4 protein-coding genes are annotated in these 24,528 nt (G+C 73.0%); 3 read left to right on the top strand and 1 reads right to left on the bottom strand.

The features are described from left to right. Window positions 1–43: 43 nt before the first annotated feature. Window positions 44–868 (bottom strand): SDR family oxidoreductase, encoded by an 825-nt coding sequence (locus tag EDD93_RS36860; RefSeq protein ID WP_123530919.1) that lies wholly within the window; start codon window positions 866–868, stop codon window positions 44–46. 883 nt (window positions 869–1,751) lie between these two features. On the opposite strand from EDD93_RS36860, the gene EDD93_RS36855 reads away from it, so the two are divergent. The 3 genes from EDD93_RS36855 (at window position 1,752) to EDD93_RS36845 (ending at window position 24,487) form a co-directional block, all read left to right on the top strand. Beyond that, window positions 1,752–1,970, top strand: coding sequence for an MbtH family protein (locus EDD93_RS36855; protein WP_123530917.1), 219 nt, complete (start codon window positions 1,752–1,754; stop codon window positions 1,968–1,970). A 402-nt stretch (window positions 1,971–2,372) separates the two neighbouring features. Then, the gene (locus EDD93_RS36850) at window positions 2,373–16,922 is read left to right on the top strand and encodes a non-ribosomal peptide synthetase (protein WP_123530915.1); all 14,550 of its coding nucleotides are present in this window, start codon (window positions 2,373–2,375) and stop codon (window positions 16,920–16,922) included. Continuing rightward, a complete protein-coding gene (locus EDD93_RS36845; protein ID WP_123530913.1) occupies window positions 16,919–24,487 on the top strand; it encodes a non-ribosomal peptide synthetase in 7,569 nt (2,522 codons plus the stop codon). The genes EDD93_RS36850 and EDD93_RS36845 overlap by 4 nt, the downstream gene beginning before the upstream one ends. Window positions 24,488–24,528: the final 41 nt, after the last annotated feature.

Genomic DNA, 24,528 nt, shown 5'->3' with positions numbered 1-24,528 from the left:
GTGATCAATACACCTGGGGCCTGTCCGGCGGACAGGCCCCGGCTCAGCCCTGCGCCAGCTCTGCTACGGGCTGCCACTTCTCCCAGACGGCGAGTCGCTGCTCGTAGTCGGCCTTGGCGATGCCCAGCGGCGCCGAGCCGAAGAAGCAGCGCAGCGGCGGCTCGTCGGCGTCGACGATCTCCAGCACGGCGGCTGCGGACGCGGCCGGGTCGCCGGGTGTTCCGACACGCTTGCGGCGCTGCTCCTGCACCTCCTTGTGGAAGTCGGCGTACGCGGGCAACGGGTCGGACGTGCTCGACGACGAACCCGCCCAGTCGGTGGCGAAGCCTCCGGGCTCGATCAGCGTGACCTTGATGCCGAACGGCGCCACTTCCTGGGCCAGTGCCTGGCTGATGCCTTCGAGCGCCCACTTCGACGCGTGGTAGATCCCGACCAGCGGGAAGGCGCTGATGCCTCCGATGGAAGAGACCTGGAGAATATGGCCGCTGCCCTGCTCGCGCAGCAGCGGCAGCGCGGCCTGGGTGATCCACAGGGCGCCGAACAGGTTGGTGTCCAGTTGCGCGCGCGCCTCGGCTTCGGTGAGCTCCTCGACCAGGCCGAAGTGGCCGTAGCCGGCGTTGTTGACGACCACGTCGAGACGCCCGAACCGTTCGTGTGCCTGCTGCACGGCGGCGAAGCCCGCTTCACGGTCCGTCACGTCGAGACGCAGAGGCAGCAGCCGTTCTCCGTACTTCTCGCGAAGGTCACCCAGAGTGGAGAGGTCGCGCGCGGTCGCGGCCACCGAATCGCCGCGTTCGAGTGCGGCGACGGCCCACTCCCTGCCGAAGCCGCGCGAGGCACCGGTGATGAACCAGATCTTCTGCGTCATGGTGTGCTCCTCCAGAAACCCGTCATCCGCTCGGACAACATCTCCCGCCAGACAACACCTTCGAGTGGACTCGAAGACAAGTCGTCAGGCGCGTGGCGGCCGCCGAAACGCCGAGATCGGCTGCGCCCTGGCCTCGGCAGTCCCTGCGGTCGGGGCGCCACAGCGGGGCGTGGACCGGCGGGATGCCGCGCATCGGCGGATCGGGGCCGGTTCGGCGATGACGTCAACGGTCCGGAGGCTGACCGGCGGGGATCGGGGCGGCCCGCTGGGGGCCGTGTCCTCAGCACTCCCGCAGGCGTTGGCTCTCCGGAGACGCGGCGCACCGACGCGTTTGGCGCGGCCGGTCTCCCGCCGTGCGACGGACACCCCTTTGCCTCTCCTTGGCTGGGCGGGACGGGGCGCAGGCGGGGCGCGTACCCGGCGTACGGGAGCGCGGTGTGATCTCGGTGTGTCAGAACGTCAGCGGGCGTACGCCACCGGCTATCCAGAATTGAACGGGTCGTATTCGGCGATACTCGCCCAATAGGGACATGGGATGGCTGAATGTTTCTGTTGTGACCCGACTGGCATATGCCCCGTGGGCGTCTCGGTCGTTGTAGGCCCTTTGGGTAATCGCGGGCAATGGGCTGAATTTGCGTCGTCGGCCGTCGAAAGTCCTCTATTGTGATTGGCGTGAGCGAGTCAAGTAGGGGGAGTCCCGCTCGGTCATCGGTGTGACGTCGGTATCCCGAGGCGTAACGAATCTTCGCCCCGCGTGGTCGAGATATCGCACCGTGGCGGGGTGGACGGTTCGGTGGGTCGCTGCGGACATCGATGTGCGGTGCGCCCGAAAAAGGCTGATGAACATGCCGTGGAAAGTGCGAGAACAAGTGGGGGGACGGTCGTGACCAATCCTTTCGATGACGAGTCGGGGCGGTTCGTGACGCTGGTGAATGGCGAGGGGCAGTACTCGCTGTGGCCGGCGCACATCGAAATCCCGGGCGGCTGGAGTGTGGCCGGCCCGGAAGGATCGCGTCAGGAGTGTCTGGACGCGATCGAGGCTGGGTGGACCGATATGCGGCCCACCAGCCTGGTGCGGACGATGGAGGCCGACGCCGGGTAGTGGGGCGTCCGAGCTTTTGAGGCCGCCGTAGACGGCCACCCAGGACGGGGCATGTTCCGGCGCTCCAGCCCGATCATCTTCGCTCGCAATCGAGCAGAATCGATCAGGCTGGAGCGGCAAACATTCACGCCTGGCTCATGAGCGATCATGTTGCCTTTATTTGGCTTTCGTGAATCAGTGATGGACCGCCTCGCGGATCGCCCTCGATACGTCAGTCGGTGGAGTGCCTGTCGATCTACCGGGTCGTCAGGGGCGCCACCGGTATTGATGCCATGGGTTCGGCGACGCTTCTCTGTGATTTCATCTGCCCGCGGTCGGCTAAATGTGATGCGCCGGTGCGGGCGGTTTTGTCGCGCCCTCTTCGTCCCCCGTGAAAATCTCTCCCCAAAGGTGTGATCCGGCATGCGCGAAAACAACTCCGACTCCTCGGGCTCTGTTCCCGAAAACTTGTTCGGGACGACCGCGGCTCAACAAGGGGTCTGGTACGGGCAACTGATCGATCCGCAGAGCCCGAAATACAACATCGGGGAATGCATCGAGGTCCGGGGCGGCCTCGACGAGGTGTTATTCGCCGCCGCGCTCGACCGGGCCGCCGCGCTGTGCGACAGCCTCAACACCGTGTTCGTCACCGAGGACGGCGCGGTCCGCCAGCGTGTCGTCCGCCGCTCCCCGGACGGGGCCGGCCTGCTCCGCCGGGTCGACCTGTCCGACGCCGACGACCCCGCCGGCGCGGTCGAACGCTACCTGGCCGACGACATGGCCACCGTCGACACGATCGAGGCCCCGTCCCACCACTTCGCTCTGCTCCACGTCAGCGACCGACTGCACTACTGGTACGTGAGGTTCCACCACATAGCCGTCGACGGCCTCGGCGGCTCCGTCTTCACCCGCACCGTGGCCGATCTCTACGGGCGCGCGGTGCGGGGGGAGAACCTCGACACGGCCGAGGTGCCCGCCGCGTCCCTGCGCGATCTCGTCGCCGACGAGGAGGCCTACCGCGCATCGGACCGCTACGAGGCCGACCGCGCCTACTGGACCGGCCGATTCGCGGACCTGGTCGCCGACCGCACCGCATCGGACACACCCGGCCCTGCTGACCCGCACGGACCGGGCGACGCAGCGGGCGCGCACACCGGCCGCGCGCTCATCCGCCGGCGCACCGACGCTCCGCCACCGGCCGCCCCCGACGCACCGGAGGAGGTCCGGCTGCACACCGGCGAGGCGCTGCCCGTCGCCGTCCGCGACCGCCTGCGCACGATTGCCTCCGCCAACCGCACCACCTGGAGCGCCGTCCTCGTGAGCGCGGTCGCCGCCTACATCGGCCGGGCCACCGGGACACAGGACATCACCGTGGGCCTCGCCTCCAACGGCCGCCACAGCGGACTCCGCCATATCGTCGGCATGACCTCCAACATCCTGCCGCTGCGCCTCACCGTCACCCCCGAGATGACGGTCGGCTCTCTCGTACGCGCCGTCGCCGCCGAGATGCGCGGCGCCCTGCGGCACCGCCGGTTTTCCCGCGAACAGCTGGCGCGCGAGCTGAACATGACTGACGACGCGACCCGCCTCACCGGTCTCGTCGTCAACATCATGGGCTACGACTACGACATGGACTTCGCCGGCAGCCCCGGTGCCTCCCGCGTGCTGTCCGTCGGACCGGCCGACGACGTGTCCTTCTTCGTCTCGGAACGGGCCGATGACAAAGGGCCGTTGATCGGATTCGACGCCAGCCCGGAGCTCTACGGGCCGCAGGACGTGCGGCTGCTCCAGCAGGCCGTCGTCTCCTACCTGTCCGCTCTCGCGGACGCGGACCACGACCTCCCGCTGCGCGACCTGCCGTTCCTCGACGAGACCGCCACCGAGGCCCTGCGCGTACAAGGGTGTGGTGCCGCCATCCCGGCGGAGACCGTGGCATCGGGCCTGCCGGAGGCGTTCGGTGCGCAGGCACGCCGGACGCCCGACGCCCCGGCCGTGGTGGACGGCGCCGTCACGCTCTCGTACCAGGAGCTGGCCGGAGCGGCGGAGGACCTCGCGGGTGCCCTGGCCGGCTGGGGCATCGGGGCCGAGGACGGCGTCGGCGTGCTCGTCGGCCGCTCGGCGGCCGTGCTGTCCGCCACGCTCGGCGCGGTCCGCGCCGGAGCGGCGTACGTACCGATGGACGCGGCCTGGCCCGGCGAACGGCTCGACCGCGTCGGGCAAGCGGCCCGCGTACGCGCCCTGGTGACCGACGAGGCGACTGCCCGGCAGCCCTGGGTGTGCGAGCAGACAGCCGCGGGCCTGCCCGTGATCGTCCTCGACCCGCTCGGCGGTGTCCTGCGTGGCCCGCCGCCGCGGCCGGGCCCGCTGCCGCGCGTGATCCGCGGTGACCGGCTCGCCTACGTGATGTTCACCTCCGGGTCCACCGGACTCCCCAAGGGCGTCGGCGTCACCCACGCCGACGTCCTCGCTCTGGCCGCCGACAGCACCTGGACGGGCGGCGTGTCCGACGCGGTGCTGATGCACTCGGCGTACGTCTTCGACGCCGCCACCTTCGAGATCTGGGCGCCGCTCCTCAACGGCGGCCGCGTGGTCGTCGCGCCCGCCGGCGTCCTGGAGGCACGGGTCCTCCACGACACGGTCGAGCGGCACGGCGTCACCGCGCTGTTCCTGACGACGGCCCTGTTCAACGTGATGGCCGAGGCGGACCCGGCCGCCTTCGCCGGGCTCCGCATGGTCGCCGCCGGCGGTGAGGCGGCCACGCCGGAACTGATGCAGCGGGTGGCCGCCGCGACGCCCGGCACCCGCGTCCTGCACGTCTACGGCCCCACGGAGACCACGACCTTCGCCACCCGCCATCCGGTCGTCCCCGGAACCACGGGCGTGCCGCCCATCGGCCGGGCCCTGGACGGGATGCGCCTGTACGTCCTGGACGACACCCTCGCCATGGTGCCGCCCGGCGTCGTGGGGGAGCTGTACGTCGGCGGCCACGGCGTCGCCCGCGGCTACCAGGGCAACCCCGCGCTGACGGCCACCCGCTTCGTCGCCGACCCGTACGACGCGTCGGGCCGCCGGATGTACCGCACGGGCGACCTCGTGCGCTGGACCGCTCGCGGCGACATCGAGTACGTCGGGCGTGCGGACGGCCAGATCAAACTCCGAGGGTTCCGCATCGAGCCGGCCGAGACCGAGAACGTCCTGCTGGCCGCCCCGGACGTGCGGGGCGCCTGCGTCGTGGTCCGTGAGGACATGCCGGGCGACCGCCGGCTCGTCGCCTATGTCGTACCGGCTCCCGGTGCCCGGCCGGACGCATCCGCCCTGGCCCGCAGAGCAGCCCGCGCACTGCCCGCGTACATGGTGCCCTCCGCCTTCGTGACGCTGGACGCGCTGCCCCTGAACCCCAACGGCAAGGTCGACCGGCGCGCCCTGCCCGCACCCCGCGCCGTCACGTCCGGGGGCCGCGCCCCGCGCACCCCCTACGAGGAGGTCCTGGCCGGTCTCTTCGCCGACGTCCTCGGCGTGGCGGCGGTCGGGACCGACGACAACTTCTTCTCCCTGGGCGGCCACTCACTGCTCGCCACCCGCCTCATCGGCCGGGTGCGGACGGCCCTGGACGCAGAACTGGGCCTGGGCACCCTCTTCGACCACCCCACTGTCGCTTCCCTCGCCGCGGCCCTGGACACCACCGGCGCGACCCGGCCCGTCCTCTCCCCGCAGCCTCGGCCAGAAGCGGTGCCGCTGTCCTTCGCGCAGCAGCGCCTCTGGTTCCTCAACCGGTCGGAGGGCCCCGACAGCAGCTACAACGTCCCCCTCGTCCTCGAACTGGACGGCCCCCTGGACGCGGACGCCCTGCGCGGCGCCCTCGCCGACGTGGTCGCCCGGCACGAGAGCCTGCGCACGGTCTTCGCCGAGCACGACGGCGTCGCCCGCCAGGAAGTCCTGGACGCGGACGCCGCCGCCTCGCTCGTTCCCCTCGTCGTCGAACAGCCGCGGGCCGGGGACGACGCGGGCACCTGGGCCGAGGAGACGGTGCGTCACCTGACCACCGCGCCCTTCGACCTCGCGGGAGACACCGCGGTCCGTGCCCATCTGCTCCGCCCGGGACCCGACCGCCACGTCCTCGTCCTCGTCCTGCACCACGTCGTCGCGGACGGCTGGTCCCTCGCCCCGCTCAGCCGCGACCTCGCAGCCGCCTACCGCGCCAGGATCGAGGGCACGGGCGCCCCCGACTGGGCTCCCCTGCGCGTGCAGTACGCCGACTACGCGCTCTGGCAGCGTCGGCTGCTCGGCGACGACAGCGACCCGGACAGCCTGGGTGCCCGACAAACCGGCTTCTGGAAGGAGGCGCTGCACGGCGCCCCCGACCTGCTGGACCTGCCCCTCGACCGGCCCCGCCCGGCCGTGCCCAGCCATCGGGGCGACGCCGTCCCCTTCGAACTGCCCGCCGCCGCGCACGCCGGCCTCACCCGGCTCGCCCGCGCCGTCGGCTGCACGCCCTTCATGGTGCTCCAGGCAGCCCTCGCCGTGACGCTCCAGGCCCACGGCGCCGGTTCCGACATCCCGCTGGGCACCGCTGTGGCCGGACGCACCGACGAGGCCCTGGACGACCTGGTCGGGTTCTTCGTCAACACCGTCGTCCTGCGCGCGGACCTGTCCGGCGACCCGAAGTTCCGGCAACTGCTCGACAGGGTCAAGGAGTTCGACATCGCCGCGCTCAGCCACGGCGACATCCCCTTCGAGCGGATCGTGGAGGCCGTCAACCCCGAGCGGTCCGGCGACCACCACCCCCTCTTCCAGACCATGCTGGTCCTTCAGAACCAGGAGCGCACGAGCCTCGAACTGCCGGGCGTCACCGTCCACGACCGGTCGCGGCACCGCGGGGGCAGCAAGTTCGACCTGACGTTCTCGCTCACCGAAGTGCCGGGACCTGCCGAAGTAGCCGGGAGCACGAGATCCGCCGGGGCCACCAGACCCGCCGGAGTTGGCGGACAGGCCGACCCGACGCGGAGCGCCACGGGCACCCTGCCCGGTGCCGCAGACGTCGGCGGAGGCATCCGCGGCTACCTGGAGTTCGCGACCGACCTCTTCGACGCCGCCACCGCTCGCGCCCTGTGTGCCCGCTTCGCCCACGTCCTCACCCTGGCCGTGGCCGAGCCGGACCGGCCCATCAGCGACCTGGACCCGCTCACCCCGGCCGAGCGGGACCGCCTCCTGGCGCAGGGACGCGGAACGGAGCGGCCGCTGACCTCCCGTACCGTCTCCGAAGCGATCCGGGAACGGGCCGCGCGCGAACCCGGCGCCGTCGCCGTGCGCGACGCGCACACCAGCCTGACCTACGCCGAGCTCGACGCACGCGCCGACAACCTCGCCCACCTCCTGCGGGAGCGCGGCGCGGGCCGTGAGACCAGGGTGGCCATCGCGGCGCCGCCCTCCGTGGACACCGTCGTCGCCATGCTGGCCGTGCTGCGGGCCGGCGCCGCCTACCTGCCGGTCGACCCGCAGTACCCGGCCGCCCGCATCCGCCACATGCTGGCGGACGCCCGCCCCGTCCTGCTGCTCGGCACCGCGGACGTCCACGCGGAACTGCCCGACTGCGACGTACCGTGGCTCGCCCTCGACACCCCGGCCACGGCGCGTGCCGGGCACACCCTGGACACACCCCACCCGGCGGACCCCGCGTACGTCATCTACACCTCCGGCTCCACCGGCCGCCCGAAGGGCGTGGTCGTCCCGCACGCCGCACTGGCCAACCACATGGCCTGGATGGCGGGGCACCTGGCGATCACTCCGGACGACCGGGTGCTCGCCCGTACCTCCTCCAGCTTCGACGCCTCCGTGTGGGAGCTCTGGCTCCCGCTGATGAACGGCGCCGAAGTCTGCCTGCTGCCGGACGGGGCCAACACCGAACCCCGTGCCCTGGTCTCCTGGATGAGCCGATTCGACGTCACAATCGCCCAGTTCGTCCCCTCCCACCTGGCCCTCGTGCTCACCGAGGCGGCACACGCCGCGCCGCTGCCCGGCCTGCGCGCCGTGCTGTGCGGCGGCGAACCACTGCCGCGTGCCCTCGCCGCCGAGGCCGCCGAGCTGTGGCGGGCCGACGTGCACAACCTCTACGGGCCGACCGAGGCCACCATCGACGCCACCGCCCACCGGATCGACGTGCCGGGAGACGGCGGGCACTCGGCGTCCGGCACACCGTACGAGACCGTGCCGATCGGCCGCCCCGTCGACACCATGCGTGTCTACGTCCTCGACGGCCGGCTGCGGCCCGTCGCGCCGGGTGTCACCGGTGAGCTGTACCTCTCGGGTCCCAACCTCGCCCGCGGCTACCTCGACCGCCCCGGCCTGACCGCCGCGCGGTTCGTCGCCGACCCGTTCGACGGAGCGGGCGCGCGGATGTACCGGACGGGCGACCTCGTGCGCTGGAACCACCAAGGTCTGCTCGACTACGTCGCACGCGCCGACGACCAGGTCAAACTGCGGGGCTTCCGCATCGAGCTCGGCGAGGTCGAGGCCGCACTGCTGGCGATGCCCACCGTCACCGCCGCCTGCGCCGTGATCCGTGAGGACACCCCGGGCGTGCGCCGCCTCGTCGCCTACGCCGTCACCGGCGACCCGGCCCAGCGCCCCGTCACCCTGCGCGACGCCCTCGCCGAGAACCTGCCGCACTACATGGTGCCCGGCGCCGTCGTCATCCTGGACGACCTCCCGCTCCTGCCCAACGGCAAGGTGGACCGGCGCGCCCTTCCCGAGCCCCCGCGGGGCTCGGACAACAGCGACGGAACGGGGCGGCACACCCTCCAGGAAGGCCTGCTCGCCGGTATCTTCGCCGACGTCCTGCGACGGCCTACGGTGGGTTCGCACGACAGCTTCTTCGAGCTGGGCGGGCATTCGCTCCTCGCCATGCGCGTCGTCAGCCGCATCCGCGCCGTCCTCGGTGCCGAGATCGCCGTACGCACCCTCTTCGAGCACCCGACCGCCGCGGGCCTGGCCCGCGTCCTGGACACCCGGAGCCGGGCCCACCCACCCGTCGTCCCCGCGGCGCGGCGGCCCGATCCGCTGCCGCTGTCCTACGCCCAGCAGCGCCTGTGGTTCCTCAACCGGTTCGAAGGACCCAGCTCCGCCTACAACATCCCGCTCGTCCTCGAACTCGACGGGGCCCTGGACACCGACGCCCTGCGTGCCGCGCTCGGTGATGTCGTGCAGCGGCACGAGGCGCTGCGCACCCTGTTCCCCGAACGCGACGGCGTACCGCATCAGGTGGTTCTTCCCGCCGGGACCGCCACACCCCCGCTGCCTGTCGTGAGCACCGCCCCCGCAGATCTGGAGGCCGCCGTCCTGGCCGCCGTGCGCGAGCCGTTCGACGTCCTCACGGACCCGCCGCTGCGCGCCCTCCTCCTGCGGTCCGCGCCCGGCCACCACGTCCTGGTGCTCGTCCTGCACCACATCGCGGGCGACGGCTGGTCCCTCGCCCCGCTCGCCCAGCACCTCGGCGAGGCCTATGCGGCCCGTCTCGCGGGCCGGGAGCCCGAACCGGTGGCCGGCACCGCGCTCCAGTACGCCGACTACACCCTCTGGCAGCACGCCGCCCTGGGCGACGGTCTCGCGCCCGAGAGTGTCCTGCGGCAGCAACTCGACCACTGGCACACCGCCCTCGCGGGCCTGCCCGGCCTCATCGACCTCCCGCTGGACCGGCCGCGCCCGGTCACCACCGACCCCGCAGGAGCCGTCCACACCTTCGACATACCGCCCGCCCTCCACGCCCGGCTCCTGCGCCTGGCACGGGAGTCGGGAAGCAGCCTCTTCATGGTGCTCCAGGCGGCGGTCGCCACCCTGCTGCACCGGCACGGCGCGGGCGACGACATCCCGCTCGGCTCGCCCGTCGCCGGCCGCACGGACGAGGCGCTGGAGGAGCTGGTCGGGTTCTTCGTCAACACGCTGGTCCTGCGCACGGACCTGTCGGGCCATCCGACCTTCCGTGAACTCCTGCTGCGAGTGCGGGAATTCGACCTCGCCGCGTACGCGCACCAGGACGTGCCCTTCGAACGTCTCGTCGAGAGCGTCAACCCCGTCAGGGCGCGCAACCACCACCCGCTGTTCCAGGCCATGCTGGTCCTGCAGAACCAGGAGACCGCCCTGCCCGGCCTGCCGGGTCTCACCGTCGGGAGCCGGCTCGTCCACAACGGGCTCAGCAAGTTCGACCTCACCTTCGCCTTCGACGAGGAGCGCGACGACGGGGGCCTGAGCGCCGGGATCGAGTACGCCACCGCCCTCTTCGACCGATCCACCGTCCAGGCCCTCGCGGGCCGCCTGGTCCGGCTCCTGGAGCAGGTGGCCGCCGATCCCGCCCTGCCCCTGACGGGCTACGACCTGATGACACCGGACGAGCACGCCCGCGTCACGCGCCGGGGCACCGGCGGAGCCCTGCCCGCGCACACCGAGGACGCCACCCTGCCCGCGCTCTTCGCCGCCCAGGCGCACCGCGCACCTGATGCCGTGGCCGTCACCGGCGACGGCGGCGCCCTCACCTACGCCGAACTCGACCTGGCCTCCGCCGGGCTGGCCCGCGCACTGGCCGGCCTGGGCGTCCGCCCCGAGACCGGGATCGGCGTACTGCTCTCCCGGTCACCGGCGGTCGTGACGGTGTCGCTGGGCGCGGTCCGCGCGGCCGGCGCGTACGTCCCGCTGGACGCGCGCTGGCCTGCGGAGCGGCTGGAACAGGTGGCCGACGTGGCCGACGTGCGGGTCCTCGTCGTCGACGAGGACGCCCTCGCCTCCCCCTGGGTGGCAGAGACCGAGCGCCGGATCCCGGTCGTGGTCGTGGACCGGCTCGGCCGGATCCTCCGCGGCGCGCCCGAGCAGCCGGGACACCCAGCAACCGTCCGGAGCCCCGGCGCCCTCGCCTACGTCATGTTCACCTCCGGCTCCACAGGTCTGCCCAAGGGCGTCGGAGTCACGCACGCCGACGTGGTGGCGCTGACGGCCGACTCCGCCTGGCAGGGCGGCGCCGCCGACGCCGTCCTGATGCACTCGGCGTACGTCTTCGACGCCTCGACGTTCGAGATCTGGGCCCCGCTGCTGCACGGAGGGACGGTCGTCGTCGCACCGGACGGCGTCCTGGAGGCCCGCGCCCTCGGCGATGCCGTGCAGGAGCAGGGGGTCACCGCGGTCTTCATGACGACGGCCCTGTTCAACGTGATCGCGGAGACCGATCCGGGCGCCTTCACCGGCCTCCGGCTCGTCTGCGCCGGAGGAGAACTGGCCTCACCGGACGCGATGCAGCGGGTCGCGGGCACCGCGGCCGGTACGCGCGTCCTGCACGTGTACGGACCCACGGAGACGACCACCTTCGCCACCCGCTACGACGTGGCGCCCGGCCTGCCGGCCGGCCCGCCACCCATCGGGCGCGCCCTGGACGGGATGCGGCTGTACGTCCTCGACGGCTCCCTGGGCCAGGTCCCGCCGGGCGTCACGGGCGAGCTGTACCTCGCCGGACGCGGCGTGGCACGCGGGTACACCGGCCTCCCCGGACTGACCGCCACCCGGTTCGTCGCCGATCCGTTCGACCCGTCGGGCGGCCGCATGTACCGCACCGGCGACCTCGTGCGGTGGACCCGCGACGGGCAGATCGCCTACGTCACCCGCGCCGACAGTCAGGTGAAGCTGCGCGGCTACCGCATCGAACTCGGTGAGATCGAGGGGGTGCTGGCCTGCTGCGAGGGCGTCGCGGACTCCTTCGCCGTCGTCCGCGAGGACACCCCGGGCGACCGGCGGCTCGTCGCGTACGTGGTGCCCGCGGGCGGGGCGCGCCCCGAACCCGCCGAACTTGCCCGAGCCGTCGGCCGGTCCCTCCCCGCCTACATGGTGCCCTCCGCGTTCGTCCTGCTGGAGACCCTGCCGCTGACCGTCAACGGGAAGGTGGACCGACGCGCCCTGCCGCAGCCCGCGTACCACGCACCGGCCCGCGGACGCGCCCCCCGCACCGCGCGCGAGGAGATCCTCTGCGGACTCTTCGCCGATGTGCTCGGCCTCGAAGGGGCGGGCGCCGACGACGACTTCTTCGCCCTGGGCGGTCACTCCCTGCTCGCCACCCGGCTGGCCGCACGCATCCGCACCGCGCTCGCCGTCGAGGTCCAGGTCAAGACCGTCTTCGAGCACCCCACGCCGGCCGCGCTCGCGGCCACACTGGACGGCGCGGAAAAGGCCAGGAACCGGCTGGAGCGTGCTCCGCACCGCCCCGATCCGCTGCCGCTGTCCTTCGCCCAGCAGCGCCTGTGGTTCCTCAACCGGTTCGAGGGGCCGAGCGCCACGTACAACGTGCCGCTCGTGCTGCGCCTGGACGGCCCGCTCGACGCGGAGGCCCTGGAGAGCGCCCTCGCGGACGTCGTCGAACGCCACGAAAGCCTGCGCACCGTCTTTCCCGAGACCGACGGGGTGGCGCGTCAGCTGGTCCTCGACGCCAGTGGAGCCGACCTCGACCTCAGTCCCCGCGACACCGACCCCGCCCGTCTGGACGAGGTATTGACCGTGGAGGTCGCGCACACCTTCGACGTCGGAACCCAACTGCCCGTGCGGGCACGACTGCTGCGGCTCGCCGCCGAATCCCACGTCCTGGTGCTGCTCGTCCACCACATCGCGGGCGACGGCTGGTCCCTCGCCCCGCTCGCCCGCGATCTGGGCGCCGCCTACCGGGCGCGGGCCGAGGGCGAGGAGCCGGCCTGGACGGAACTCGGCGTCCAGTACGCCGACTACACCCTGTGGCAGCGTGCGCTGCTCGGCGCGGAGGACGACCCGTCGAGCCAGGCCGCCCGCCAGCTGGACTTCTGGCGCACGGCACTCGCCGGAGCCCCCGACCTGCTCGACCTGCCGTGCGACCGGCCGCGCCCCGCTGTCACGGCGTACGACGGAGACGCGTTCGCCTTTCCCGTCGACGCGGACACCCACCGGGCCCTCGCGGAACTGGCCCGGTCCCGCGGAAGCAGCCTCTTCATGGTGCTCCAGGCCGCGCTGTCCGTTCTGCTCTCCCGGCACGGCGCCGGTGAGGACATCCCGCTCGGCACCGCCGTCGCCGGACGCACCGACGAGGCCCTCGACGATCTGGTGGGCTTCTTCGTCAACACCCTCGTCCTGCGCACCGATCTGTCCGGAGACCCCACCTTCGCCGAAGTCATCGACAGGGTGCGGGAGTTCGACCTCGCCGCCTACGCCCATCAGGACGTGCCGTTCGAACGGCTGGTGGATGCCCTCAGCCCGGTGCGGGCCCAGAACCACCACCCGCTGTTCCAGACCATGCTCGTCCTCCAGAACCAGGCGGACACCACCGTCGACCTGCCCGGTCTCACGGTGACCGGGCAGCCTGTGCACACCGGCATCAGCAAATTCGACCTGACCTTCACCTTCACCGAGACGCGCGACGGCGAGGGCCGCCCCGCAGGACTCGACGGCATCCTGGAGTTCTCCACCGAACTCTTCGTCCCCGCCACCGCTCACGCCCTGGCCGCACGACTGACCCGCCTCCTCACCGCACTCGCCACCGCCCCCGGACGGCGCGTCCACACGGTCGAGGTCCTGGACACGGCCGAGCGGCAGAGCCTGGAGCGGGCCGCACACGCCACCGCCCGGCCCCTGACCGCGCGCACCGCACCCGAGGCGTTCCGCCGGCAGTCCGCCAGAACCCCTGCGGCGATCGCCGTGCGGGGCGGCGCGCACCGGCTCTCCTTCAGCGAACTGGACTCCCTCTCGGACGACTTGGCACACCATCTGCACGACCGGGGCATCGGCCGCGGCGACCTCGTCGCCCTCGCTCTGGAAGGCACAGCCGACCAGGCCGTCGCCATGCTGGCGGTGGCGAAGGCCGGAGCCGCCTACCTGCCGGTCGACCTGGAGTACCCGCAGGCGCGGATCACCTACATGCTCGACGACGCCCGCCCGGCGCTGCTCCTCACCCACGGCACCACACGCGCCGCGCGGTACGCCGCGTCCCTCCCCTGCCTCGCGCTGGACGACCGGTCGGCCTGGACCACGGGGCGCGGGGCACCGGCCGGCGCCGGACCGGCCCCGCTCGACGCGGCATACGTCATCTACACCTCGGGCTCCACCGGCCGCCCCAAGGGCGTCGTCGTCACGCACGCGTCCCTGACCAACCACATGGCCTGGATGGCCGGCCACCTCGCGCTCACCGACGACGACCGGGTCCTGGCACGCACCTCCCCGAGCTTCGACGCCTCGGTCTGGGAGACCTGGCTGCCGCTGCTCCACGGCGGCACCACCTGCCCCGTGCCGCCCGCCGCCAACCACGACCCCTCCGCACTGCTCGCCGGCATGCGTGACGCCGGGGTGACCCTCGCGCAGTTCGTGCCCTCGCACCTCTCGGTCGTCCTCACCGAGACCGGCCCGGAGGAGGCGCCCGCGACGCTGCGGGCCGTCCTGTGCGGAGGCGAACCCCTGCCCACGTCCCTGGCCGAGCGCGCCGGACAGGCCTGGCGGGTCGAGGTCCACAACCTGTACGGACCCACAGAGACCACCATCGACGCCACCGCCCACCAGCACCGGAACGGGGAGCAGACCACCACGGCGGGGGAGGCGGGCGTGCCGATCGGCCGCCCCGTCGACAACACCCGCGCCTACGTCCTGGACGCCGGGCTCCGGCCCGTGCCGCCGGGTGTCACCGGAGAGCTCCACATCGCCGGTGACGGTCTCGCCCGCGGCTACCTGGGCCGCCCGGGGCTGACCGCCACCCGGTTCGTCGCCGATCCCTACGGCCCCGCCGGCAGCCGTATGTACCGCACGGGAGACCTCGTCAAACGGGACGCCGACGGCCTGCTCACCTACGTCTCGCGCGCCGATCACCAGGTCAAGCTGCACGGCTTCCGCATCGAACTCGGCGAGATCGAGGCCACGCTCACCCGGCTCGACGGCATCGCCGCCGCCTGCGCCCTCGTCCGCGAGGACCGGCCGGGGGAGCGGCGCCTGGTCGCCTACACCGTTCCCGACCGGCGCGGTGACAGCGCGCGCCCCACGGACAGCGAACTGCGGACCCGGCTCACCTCGGCCCTGCCCCCCTACATGGTGCCCGCCGTCTTCGTCGCCCTCGACGCGCTGCCGCTCCTGCCGAACGGCAAGACCGACCGCAGGGCCCTGCCCGCCCCGGAACGCCCCACCGCCACCCGGCCGGGCGGGCAGCCGCGCACCGCACGGGAACGCGTCCTGTGCGACGTCTTCGCCTCCGTCCTGCGCGCCCCGGCCGTCCGCACGGACGACGACTTCTTCGCGCTCGGCGGCGACAGCATCCTCTCGATCCAGCTCGTCAGCCGGGTCCGGGAGGCGGGGTTCGGGGTCACACCCCGCGACGTCTTCGTCCACCGCACCCCCGAGGCCATCGCGGCCGCCGCCACCGCGCTCGACCAGGACACCACCGCGCAGGCCGACCAGGGCACCGGCGAGATGCCGCCGACGCCCATCGCCGCCTGGCTCCTGGAGCGGCCGGGCAGCACGGACGGCTACAACCAGTCCGGAGTGCTGAGCACGCCCGCGGGAGCCGAGGAGGACACGCTCGTCGCCGCCCTCCAACTCCTCATCGACCACCACGACATGCTCCGCCTGCGCCTCACCCGCCCGGCCGGCGGCGAACCCGTCCTCGAAGCACTGCCGCCCGGTGCCGTCCCGGCCCGCCGCCGCTTCACCCGCGTCGGCATCGAGGGCCTCGACGCCGAAGCCGCCCGCGCCGCCACCACGGCGGCCGGCGAACAGGTACGCAGACGGCTGCGCCCCGCCGAAGGGAACGTGGTCGAAGCCGTCTGGTGCGACGCCGGACCGCACGCCCAGGGGCGCCTGCTGCTCGTCGTGCACCACCTGGCCGTCGATGCCGTCTCCTGGCGCATCCTCGCCGCGGACCTGGCCCGCGCGTGGCAGGCCGTCACCGAAACCGGCACCGCGGGAGAGAGCCCCGCCACCGCACTGCCCGCGGTCACCACGTCCTACCGAAGCTGGGCACACCTCCTCGCGTCCCAGTCCCGGAGCACCGAGCGGGAAGCCGAACTGCCCCTCTGGCAGGACGTACTGAACACCCCGGACCCCCAACTGGGATACCGGCCCCTCGACCCCCACCTGGACACCGCCGACGGCACCCGCACCCTCGTCACCCACCTACCCGCCACCTGGACACAGTCGCTGCTCACCACCGCCCCCGGCGCCTTCCACGCGGGTGTGGACGACATCCTGCTCACGGGCCTCGCCCTCGCCGTCCGCACCTGGCGGGCGGAACGGGACGCGGTCCCCGGCGCAACCCGGCCCACCGGCACCGGCGTCCTCATCGACCTGGAGAGCCACGGCCGCGAGCAGATCGCCGACCACATCGACCTCTCCCGCACCGTCGGCTGGTTCACCAGCCTCTACCCCGTCCGGCTCGACCCCGGGCCCGTCGACGCCCGCGGACCAGGAGGCTTCGGCGCCGCGCTGGTCGAACGCGCGGTCAAACGCGTCAAGGAACAGCTACGGGCCGTGCCCGACCACGGCGTCGGCCACGGAATGCTGCGCCACCTCAACCCGGCGACCCGCCCCCGGCTGGGCTCTGCGGCCGCCCCCCAGATCGGCTTCAACTACCTGGGCCGGTATGCCGCTTCACACGGCACACCGGACGGCGGGACGGGCGCCGACTGGGACGTACTGCTCGACGGCGGCGGGCCACGCAGCCAGGACCCGGACATGCCCGTGCACCACGTCCTCGACATCAACGCGCACACCGAGGACCTGCCGGACGGCCCGCGACTCGTGACCCGCTGGACCTGGCCCAGCGACCTCCTCAAGGAGGAGGACGTGGGGGCGCTGACCGATGCGTTCACGCGGGCGCTGCGTGCCATCGCCGACCACGCCGAACGGCCCGACGCGGGCGGCTACACGCCGTCCGACCTTCCCCTGGTGTCGCTCAACCAGGCCCAGATCGACCGAATGCAGAACAAGTGGGGTGGACGCAAGTGACCGGTTTCCAGCTGGAAGACGTACTACCGCTGACGCCGCTTCAGGCAGGCATGCACTTCCACGCCCTGTACGACTCCCACGCCGTGGACGTCTACACCGCGCAGTTCGTCTTCGACATCGAAGGCCCCGTCGGCGTCCCCGCACTGCGCGCCGCCATCGGCAGCCTGCTGCGCAGGCACGCCAACCTGCGGGTCGGATTCCTCCACGAGGGCCTCGACGAGCCCGTGCAGGCCGTAGCCGCCGAGGTGCCGGTGCCGCTGGAGGAGCTCGACCTGACCGGCACGCACTCCACGGGCCCGACCGAGGAACGCCTCGCCGCGTTCCTCGCCGCCGACCGCACCCGCCGCTTCGACCTGACCACCCCGCCCCTGCTGCGGTTCACGCTGGTACGCACCGCGCCGCAGCGCCACCGCCTCGTCATGACGAGCCATCACATCCTTCTCGACGGCTGGTCGATGCCCCTGCTCGTGCGGGAGCTCTTCGAGCTGTACGCGACCGGGGGCGACGACAGCACCCTGCCGCGCGTCACCCCTTACCGCACCTACCTCGGCTGGCTCGCCCGGCAGGACCGCGCGGCCGCGCTGGACGCCTGGTCCACCGCCCTGGCCGGGATCGAGGCGCCGACCCTGATCGCCGGACCCGGCCGCGCGGGCGCGCCGGACTCCGCCGAGCTGCCCGAAACGCTTGTGCTCGACCTGGACGCGGCCACGACGACCCGGCTCCGCGAGACTGCCCGCGCCCACCGCCTCACCCTCAACACCCTTGTGCAGGGCGCCTGGGGCCTGCTGCTCGGGCACCTCACGGGACGCCCCGACGTCGTGTTCGGCGCCACCGTGTCCGGCCGGCCGCCGGAGATCCCCGGCATCGAGTCGATGATCGGCCTGTTCATCAACACCGTGCCGGTACGGCTCCGCCCCGAGCCCGGCGAAACGCTGGCCGCGCTCCTGACCCGGCTCCAGGAGGAACAGGGCCGGCTCCTCGACAGCCAGCACGTGGGCCTGAGTGAGATCCGGGGCGTCACCGCACTGGACGAACTCTTCGACACCCTGGCCGTGTTCGAGAACTACCCGATGGACGACGAGGCCCTGCGCACCGCACAACGGGGACTGCCCGGACTGGCCGTCACCGGGTTCAGCGGTACGGACGCCGCTCACTACCCGCTCACCCTCACCATCGCCCCGGGCGACACCCTGAGGATCACCTTCGGTTACCGGGCCGCTGTCCTGGACCACGACTACGTCGCCCGGACGGTCGCCCGGATGCGGCGCCTGCTGACGGTGATGGCGCAAGGGCTCGACCGCCCCGCCGACGCCGTGCCCGTCCTCCTGGACGGTGAGCGCGAGACACTGCTCTCCCAGGGGCGCGGAGCCGAACTGGCCTCCGAAGCGCCGGACATGAGCATCCCGGACGCCGTGGCGAGGCACGCCGCCCGGCACCCGGACGCGGTGGCCGTGTCCGGCGCGGGCGAGCAGCTCACCTACCGGCAGCTCTGTGACCTCTCGGACGGTCTCGCCGGCGCCCTGACAGCAGCCGGGACCGGCGCGGAGGACGGCGTCGGCATCCTCGTTGCCCGCTCGGCCGCCACCGTCACCGCCTCCCTGGCCGCCCTGCGCGCGGGCGCCGCCTACGTGCCCCTCGACCCACGCTGGCCGGTGGAACGGCTCCGCAGGGTCGTGGAGGTGGCCGCCGTGCGTGTCCTGATCGTCGACGAGAGCACTCGCACGCACCCCTGGGTACGAGAACTCGGCCCGGACACAGCCGTGCTGAGCGTCGATGGCGCCGGCCGCGTCAGGCAAGGGGACCCGGCCGGGCCGGGCGCCCTCCTCGCGGTCACGGGCGGCACCCGGCTCGCGTACGTGATGTTCACCTCCGGCTCCACCGGTCTGCCCAAGGGCGTCGGCGTCACCCACGCCGACGTGACCGCCCTCGCCTCGCACCGGGCCTGGCAGGACGGCGCGGCCGACGCCGTCCTGCTGCACTCGGCGTACGTCTTCGACGCCTCCACCTTCGAGATCTGGGCCCCGCTCCTCAACGGGGGCCGCGTCGTCGTGGCACCCGAAGGCACGCTCCAGCCCGCCGTGCTCAGGGACCTCGTCACCCGGCACGGCCTGACGTCGGCGTTCCTGACGACGGCCCTGTTCAACGTCCTCGCGGAAGCGGATCCGGGCGCCCTCGGCCTGCTGCGTACGGTGGCCACCGGAGGCGAGGGCGCCGCACCCGGCGTGCTGCAACGCGTCGCCGCCGCCCACCCCGGCACCACCGTCCTGCACGTCTACGGCCCCACCGAGACGACCACCTTCGCCACCGTCCACCGCGTCCGCCCCGGCGACGCGCCCACCGGCGCCGCCCCGATCGGCCGGCCGCTCGACGGCGTGCGCGCCCACGTCCTGGACCCGGCGATGCGACCCGTACCGACCGGCGCCGAGGGCGAGCTGTACATCGCGGGCGCCGGAGTGGCGCGCGGCTACCTGGGGCGGCCCGGCCTCACCGCCACCCGATTCGTCGCCGACCCGTTCTCCGAAGCCGGGGAGCGCATGTACCGCACCGGCGACCTCGTACGCCGGGACGCCGACGGCCTCCTGCACTACGTGGCCAGGTCCGACCAGCAGATCAAACTCCGCGGCCACCGCATCGAGCCCGCCGAGATCGAGACGGTGCTCCGTACCGATCCGTCGGTGCTGGCCGCCTGCGTCCTGGTCCGCGAGGACCTGCCCGGCGACCGCACCCTCACCGCCTACGTCGTCCCCGCACCCGGACAGCCCGCCCCGGACCCGGACCGGCTCGCCGCGCACGTCGGACACCACCTGCCCGCCTACCTGGTCCCCTCCGTCATCCAGCCGGTCGGCACGCTGCCGCTGACCCCCAACGGCAAGCTCGACCGGGCCGCCCTGCCCAGGCCTGACGGCCCGCCCGCCGCGCAGGGCCGGCCGCCGCGCAGCGCCATGGAGGAGATCCTCGCCGGCCTCTTCGCCGACGTGCTCGGCGTGGAGCGCGTCGGCATCGACGACAGCTTCTTCGCCCTGGGCGGCCACTCCCTGCTCGCCACCCGACTCGTGGGCCGTGTCCGCGCCGCCCTCGACACCGAGACCGAGATCCGCACCCTCTTCGAGAACCCCACCGTCGCCGCACTCGCCACCGCCCTGGCGGAATCGGGCCACCCGCCCCGCCCCGCCCTCACCCCGCAGGAACGTCCCGCCACGATTCCGCTGTCGTACGCCCAGCAGCGCCTGTGGTTCCTCCACCGGCTCGAAGGCCCCTCCTCCACGTACAACATCCCCTTCGCCGTACGCATCGACGGACCTCTCGACACGGAGGCCCTGCGCCTGGCCCTGCACGACGTCGTCTGCCGGCACGCCGCCCTGCGCACGGTCTTCCCCGAAGGCGACACCGGACCGCACCAGCACATCACCGCCCCGGACGACGTCAGACTCCCGTTCGCATCGGAGACGATCGACGAGGACAAGATCCACCACCGGATCAGAGCCGCCGCGGCAGAGCCGATCGACATCGAGCACCGCCTCCCGCTCCAGGCGACCCTGTTGCGCCTGGCCGACGACGCCCACGTCCTGGTGCTCGTGATCCACCACATCGCCGCCGACGGATCCTCCCTCGCGCCTCTCGTCCACGACCTGGGCGCCGCCTACCGGGCCCGGCTCCGCGCAGAGGAACCCGCACGGCCCGCACTGCCTGTCGACTACGCCGACCACACCCTCTGGCAGCGCCGCCTCCTCGGCGACGAGCACGACCCGGACAGTCTCGTATCGCGCCAACTGGACTACTGGAAAGCCGCACTGGACGGCCTTCCGGAGATGGTCGAGCTGCCGTGGGACCGGTCGCGCCCGGCCGTACCCCGGCACACCGGAGCCACCTACGACTTCGCCGTCACCGCCACCACCTCCAGGCGGATCGCGGAACTCGCCCGGACCAGCGGATGCAGCGCCTTCATGGTCCTCCAGGCCGCCCTGTCGACCGTCCTGTCCCGGCACGGCGCCGGCGACGACATCCCGCTGGGCACGGCAGTCGCCGGACGCACCGACGAAGCCGCCTCCGACCTCGTCGGACTCTTCGTGAACACCCTCGTGCTGCGCACGGACCTGACAGGCGACCCGACGTTCCTCGAACTGCTCGACCGCGTGAAGGACTCCAACCTCTCCGCGTACGCGCATCAGGACGTCCCCTTCGAGCGACTGGTCGAACTGCTCAACCCCACGCGTTCACAGAGCCACCACCCCCTCTTCCAGACCATGCTCGTCCTGCAGAACCACGCGCCCGCTGCCGCGATCGACCTGCCGGACCTGACCGTGAGCGGCGTACCGGTCGTCGCCGGGGTCAGCAAGTTCGACCTGTCGTTCACCTTCACCGAGACGTACGACGACAGCGGCGCCCCGGACGGCATGCGGGCAGCGGTCGACTACGCGACGGAACTCTTCGACGAGGCGACGGTCCGCGGCATCGCCGACCGGCTCGTCCTGCTGCTCGACACCGTCACCGCGGACCCCGAACGCTCCCTGCACACCTACGACGTGCTCACCGCCGCCGAGCGCACCCGCCTCACCGACTGGGGGACCGGGCCCGTCGAGCACCACACCGGGTCGACGGTTCCCGCGCTCTTCGAGCAGTGGGTCCGGCGCACTCCCGACGCCCCGGCCGTCCGCGACGCCACGACCACCCTCACCTACGGCGAACTCGACGCCCGCGCCGAGACCCTCGCCCACCACCTCGCCGCACAGGGCATCGGCCCCGAGGACCGCGTCGCCGTCGCCCTGCCCCGCACCCACCACCTCGTGGTGGCCCTGCTCGCCGTCCTCAGGACCGGCGCTGCCTACGTGCCGCTCGACCCCGACTACCCGGCCCAGCGCCTGTCGTACATGCTCGACGACGCAGCCCCACGCCTGCTCCTCACCACCCCCGCGATCCACCGCCGCCTTCCCCCGGCCTCCGTGCCGCACCTGTACGCCGATCAGCTCGGCGACCACGCCCCGACGACCGCCCGCACCGGCACGGCCCCGCGACCGGCACACCCCGCATACGTCATCTACACCTCCGGTTCCACCGGCCGGCCCAAGGGCGTCGTCGTCACGCACCGGGGCGTCGGCGCCATGGCACAGACCCAGAGCGAGCGGCTGAACGTCACCCCGGGCAGCCGGGTCCTGCACATGGCGTCCGTCAGCTTCGACGCCGCGTTCTGGGAACTGTGCATGGGCCTGCTCTCCGGAGCCTGCCTGGAGATCGACGAGCGCGACGCACTGCTGCCAGGCCCCACGCTGGCGGCGCTGGTCCGCGAGCGCGGCATCACCCACCTCACCCTGCCACCCGCCGCACTCGCCGTGATGCCGCCGGACTCACTCCCGGCCGGCACCACCATGGTCCTCGCCGGCGAGGCGTGCCCGCCCGCCCTGGTACACGCCTGGGCGGGCGACCGCTTCCTCGTCAACGCCTACGGCCCCACAGAGACCACCGTCTGCGCCACCATGAGCGGCCGCCAGCACGCGGACGGGCCGCTTGCGCCCGACCGCACGGTGCCCATCGGAGCCCCGGTCAACGGCACCGTGGTCCACGTCCTGGACGACCGGCTGGCACCCGTACCGCCCGGCGTGGCCGGTGAGCTGTACGTCTCCGGGGCGGGGGTCGCCCGCGGCTACCACGGCCGCGCCGCGCTCACCGCCTCCCGGTTCCTGGCCGACCCGTTCGACCGCGCCGGGGGTCGCATGTACCGCACGGGCGATCTGGCGCGCTGGACGGCAAAGGGGGAGCTCGTCTACGTCTCCCGGGTCGACGACCAGGTCAAACTCCGCGGCTTCCGCATCGAACTCGGCGAGATCGAGGCGGTCCTGGCCGCGATGCCCGCTGTGGCCGCGGCCTGCGCCGCCGTCCGTGAGGACCGCCCCGGCGACCGGCGCCTGGTCGTCTACACCGTGCCCGCGGACGGCACGCCGGGCCCCGACGAGGACGAGGTGCGCGCACACCTCGCGGCGAGCCTGCCCGACCACATGGTCCCCGCCGCCCACGTCAGCCTCGCAGCCCTGCCCGTCACCCCGAACGGGAAGACCGACCGGCGCGCACTGCCCGCCCCCCACCGTGCCGCTCCGGCGGGCGGCCGCCCGCCGCGCACCGCCCGCGAACGCACCCTGTGCGAGGTGTTCGCGGAGACACTCGGCGTGCCGGAGGTGGGCGTCACGGACGACTTCTTCGCCCTGGGCGGCCACTCCCTGCTCGCCGTCACCCTGGCCCGGCGGATCGGTGAGCGATGCGGCCGGCGCCCCTCCCTGCGGGCCCTGTTCGCCGCGCCCACCGTCGAAGGTGTCGACCGTCTGCTGGGGCAGGCGGCGGGGGAGGAGGACCAGGCGGAGACCGTCACGGCGGACCTCGCCGCCGAGGTCCGGCTGGCCACGGACATCTCGGGCGCCCGCCGGCAGGGCGCGTCCCTGCTGCCCGCCCCGCGCCGGCCCCTGCGTCCGTCCGCCCGGCCCCTTCTGACAGGCGCCTCCGGCTTCCTCGGCGCGTTCCTGCTGCGCGACCTCATCGAGACGACGGACGGGCCCGTCGACTGCCTCGTCAGGGCGCGGGACAGCCACAGCGCCGCCCACCGGCTGCGCGCCAACCTGGAGCGCTACGGCCTGTGGCGCCCCCGGTACGAGGACCTGATCCACGCTGTCCCGGGCGATCTCGCCGCCCCGGGTCTGGGCCTGTCACCCGAGGACAGGACCGCCCTGGTCCGCCGCCTCGGTACCGTTCTGCACAACGGCGCGAGAGTCAACTTCGCCGCCGCGTACGGTGATCTGCGCGACGCGAACGTGGCCGGCACCGAAGAACTGCTGCGGCTGCTCGCCGACTCCGCCTCACCCGGAATGCACTACATCTCGACCACCGGCGTGTACGCCCCGGCGCCCGGCCCTGATCCCGTCACCATCACCGAGTCGACGCCGACGGGCCCCGCACCCGAACTGCCCGACGGGTACGGACAGAGCAAGTGGGTCGCGGAAGGACTCGTCGGCCTGGCCCGCGAACGCGGCCTGCCGGTGACCATCCACCGCCCCGGCCGGATCAGCGGCGACACCACCACCGGCGCCTGCCAGGACCGCGACCTGCTGTGGCAGCTCATCAAGGGCTGCCTCCAGGCGGAAGTGGTGCCCGACCTGCCCCACGGTTCGACGGGCTGGGTGCCCGTCAACTACGTCAGCGCCGCAGTCGTGGCCCTCGCCCTGTCCGGGCCGGCCGGAGCACAGACGTACCACCTCACCAACCCGGACGCGCCGGGCCTGGACCGCGTCTTCGAAGCGGCCGCCCGGCTCGGGCACGAGCTGCGAACCGTACCCGCGCCGCAGTGGCAGGCCCGCGTGGCCGCGCAGCCCGACAACGCCGCGCAACTGTTCCTCGGCGACGAGGGGCGGAGCCAACCAGAGGCCAAGGACCTTCGCCGCTTCGACTCCCGCCGGACAGCCAGAGCCGCAGCAGCCGTGGGTATCCACCGGACACCCCTCACCGACGAGATCCTGATCCGCTACCTGACGTACTTCCACGGCACGGGCTACCTTCCCGTGCCGGGGACACGGGCCAGGTCGTAGCGGGCGGCCGGACGCCGCCTCGAAGCCCGGCCGAGGCGGCG

Source organism: Streptomyces sp. 840.1, assembly GCF_003751445.1.
Taxonomy (GTDB): domain Bacteria; phylum Actinomycetota; class Actinomycetes; order Streptomycetales; family Streptomycetaceae; genus Streptomyces.
Note: the sequence above shows the minus strand (reverse complement) of the source record. Positions and strands in the feature narration are given on the sequence as shown.

Bases quoted from the DNA above. Each gene is read 5' to 3' on its own strand.
- EDD93_RS36860 (WP_123530919.1), bottom strand. From the start codon at position 868: ATGACGCAGAAGATCTGGTTCATCACCGGTGCCTCGCGCGGCTTCGGC.
- EDD93_RS36850 (WP_123530915.1), top strand. From the start codon at position 2,373: ATGCGCGAAAACAACTCCGACTCCTCGGGCTCTGTTCCCGAAAACTTG.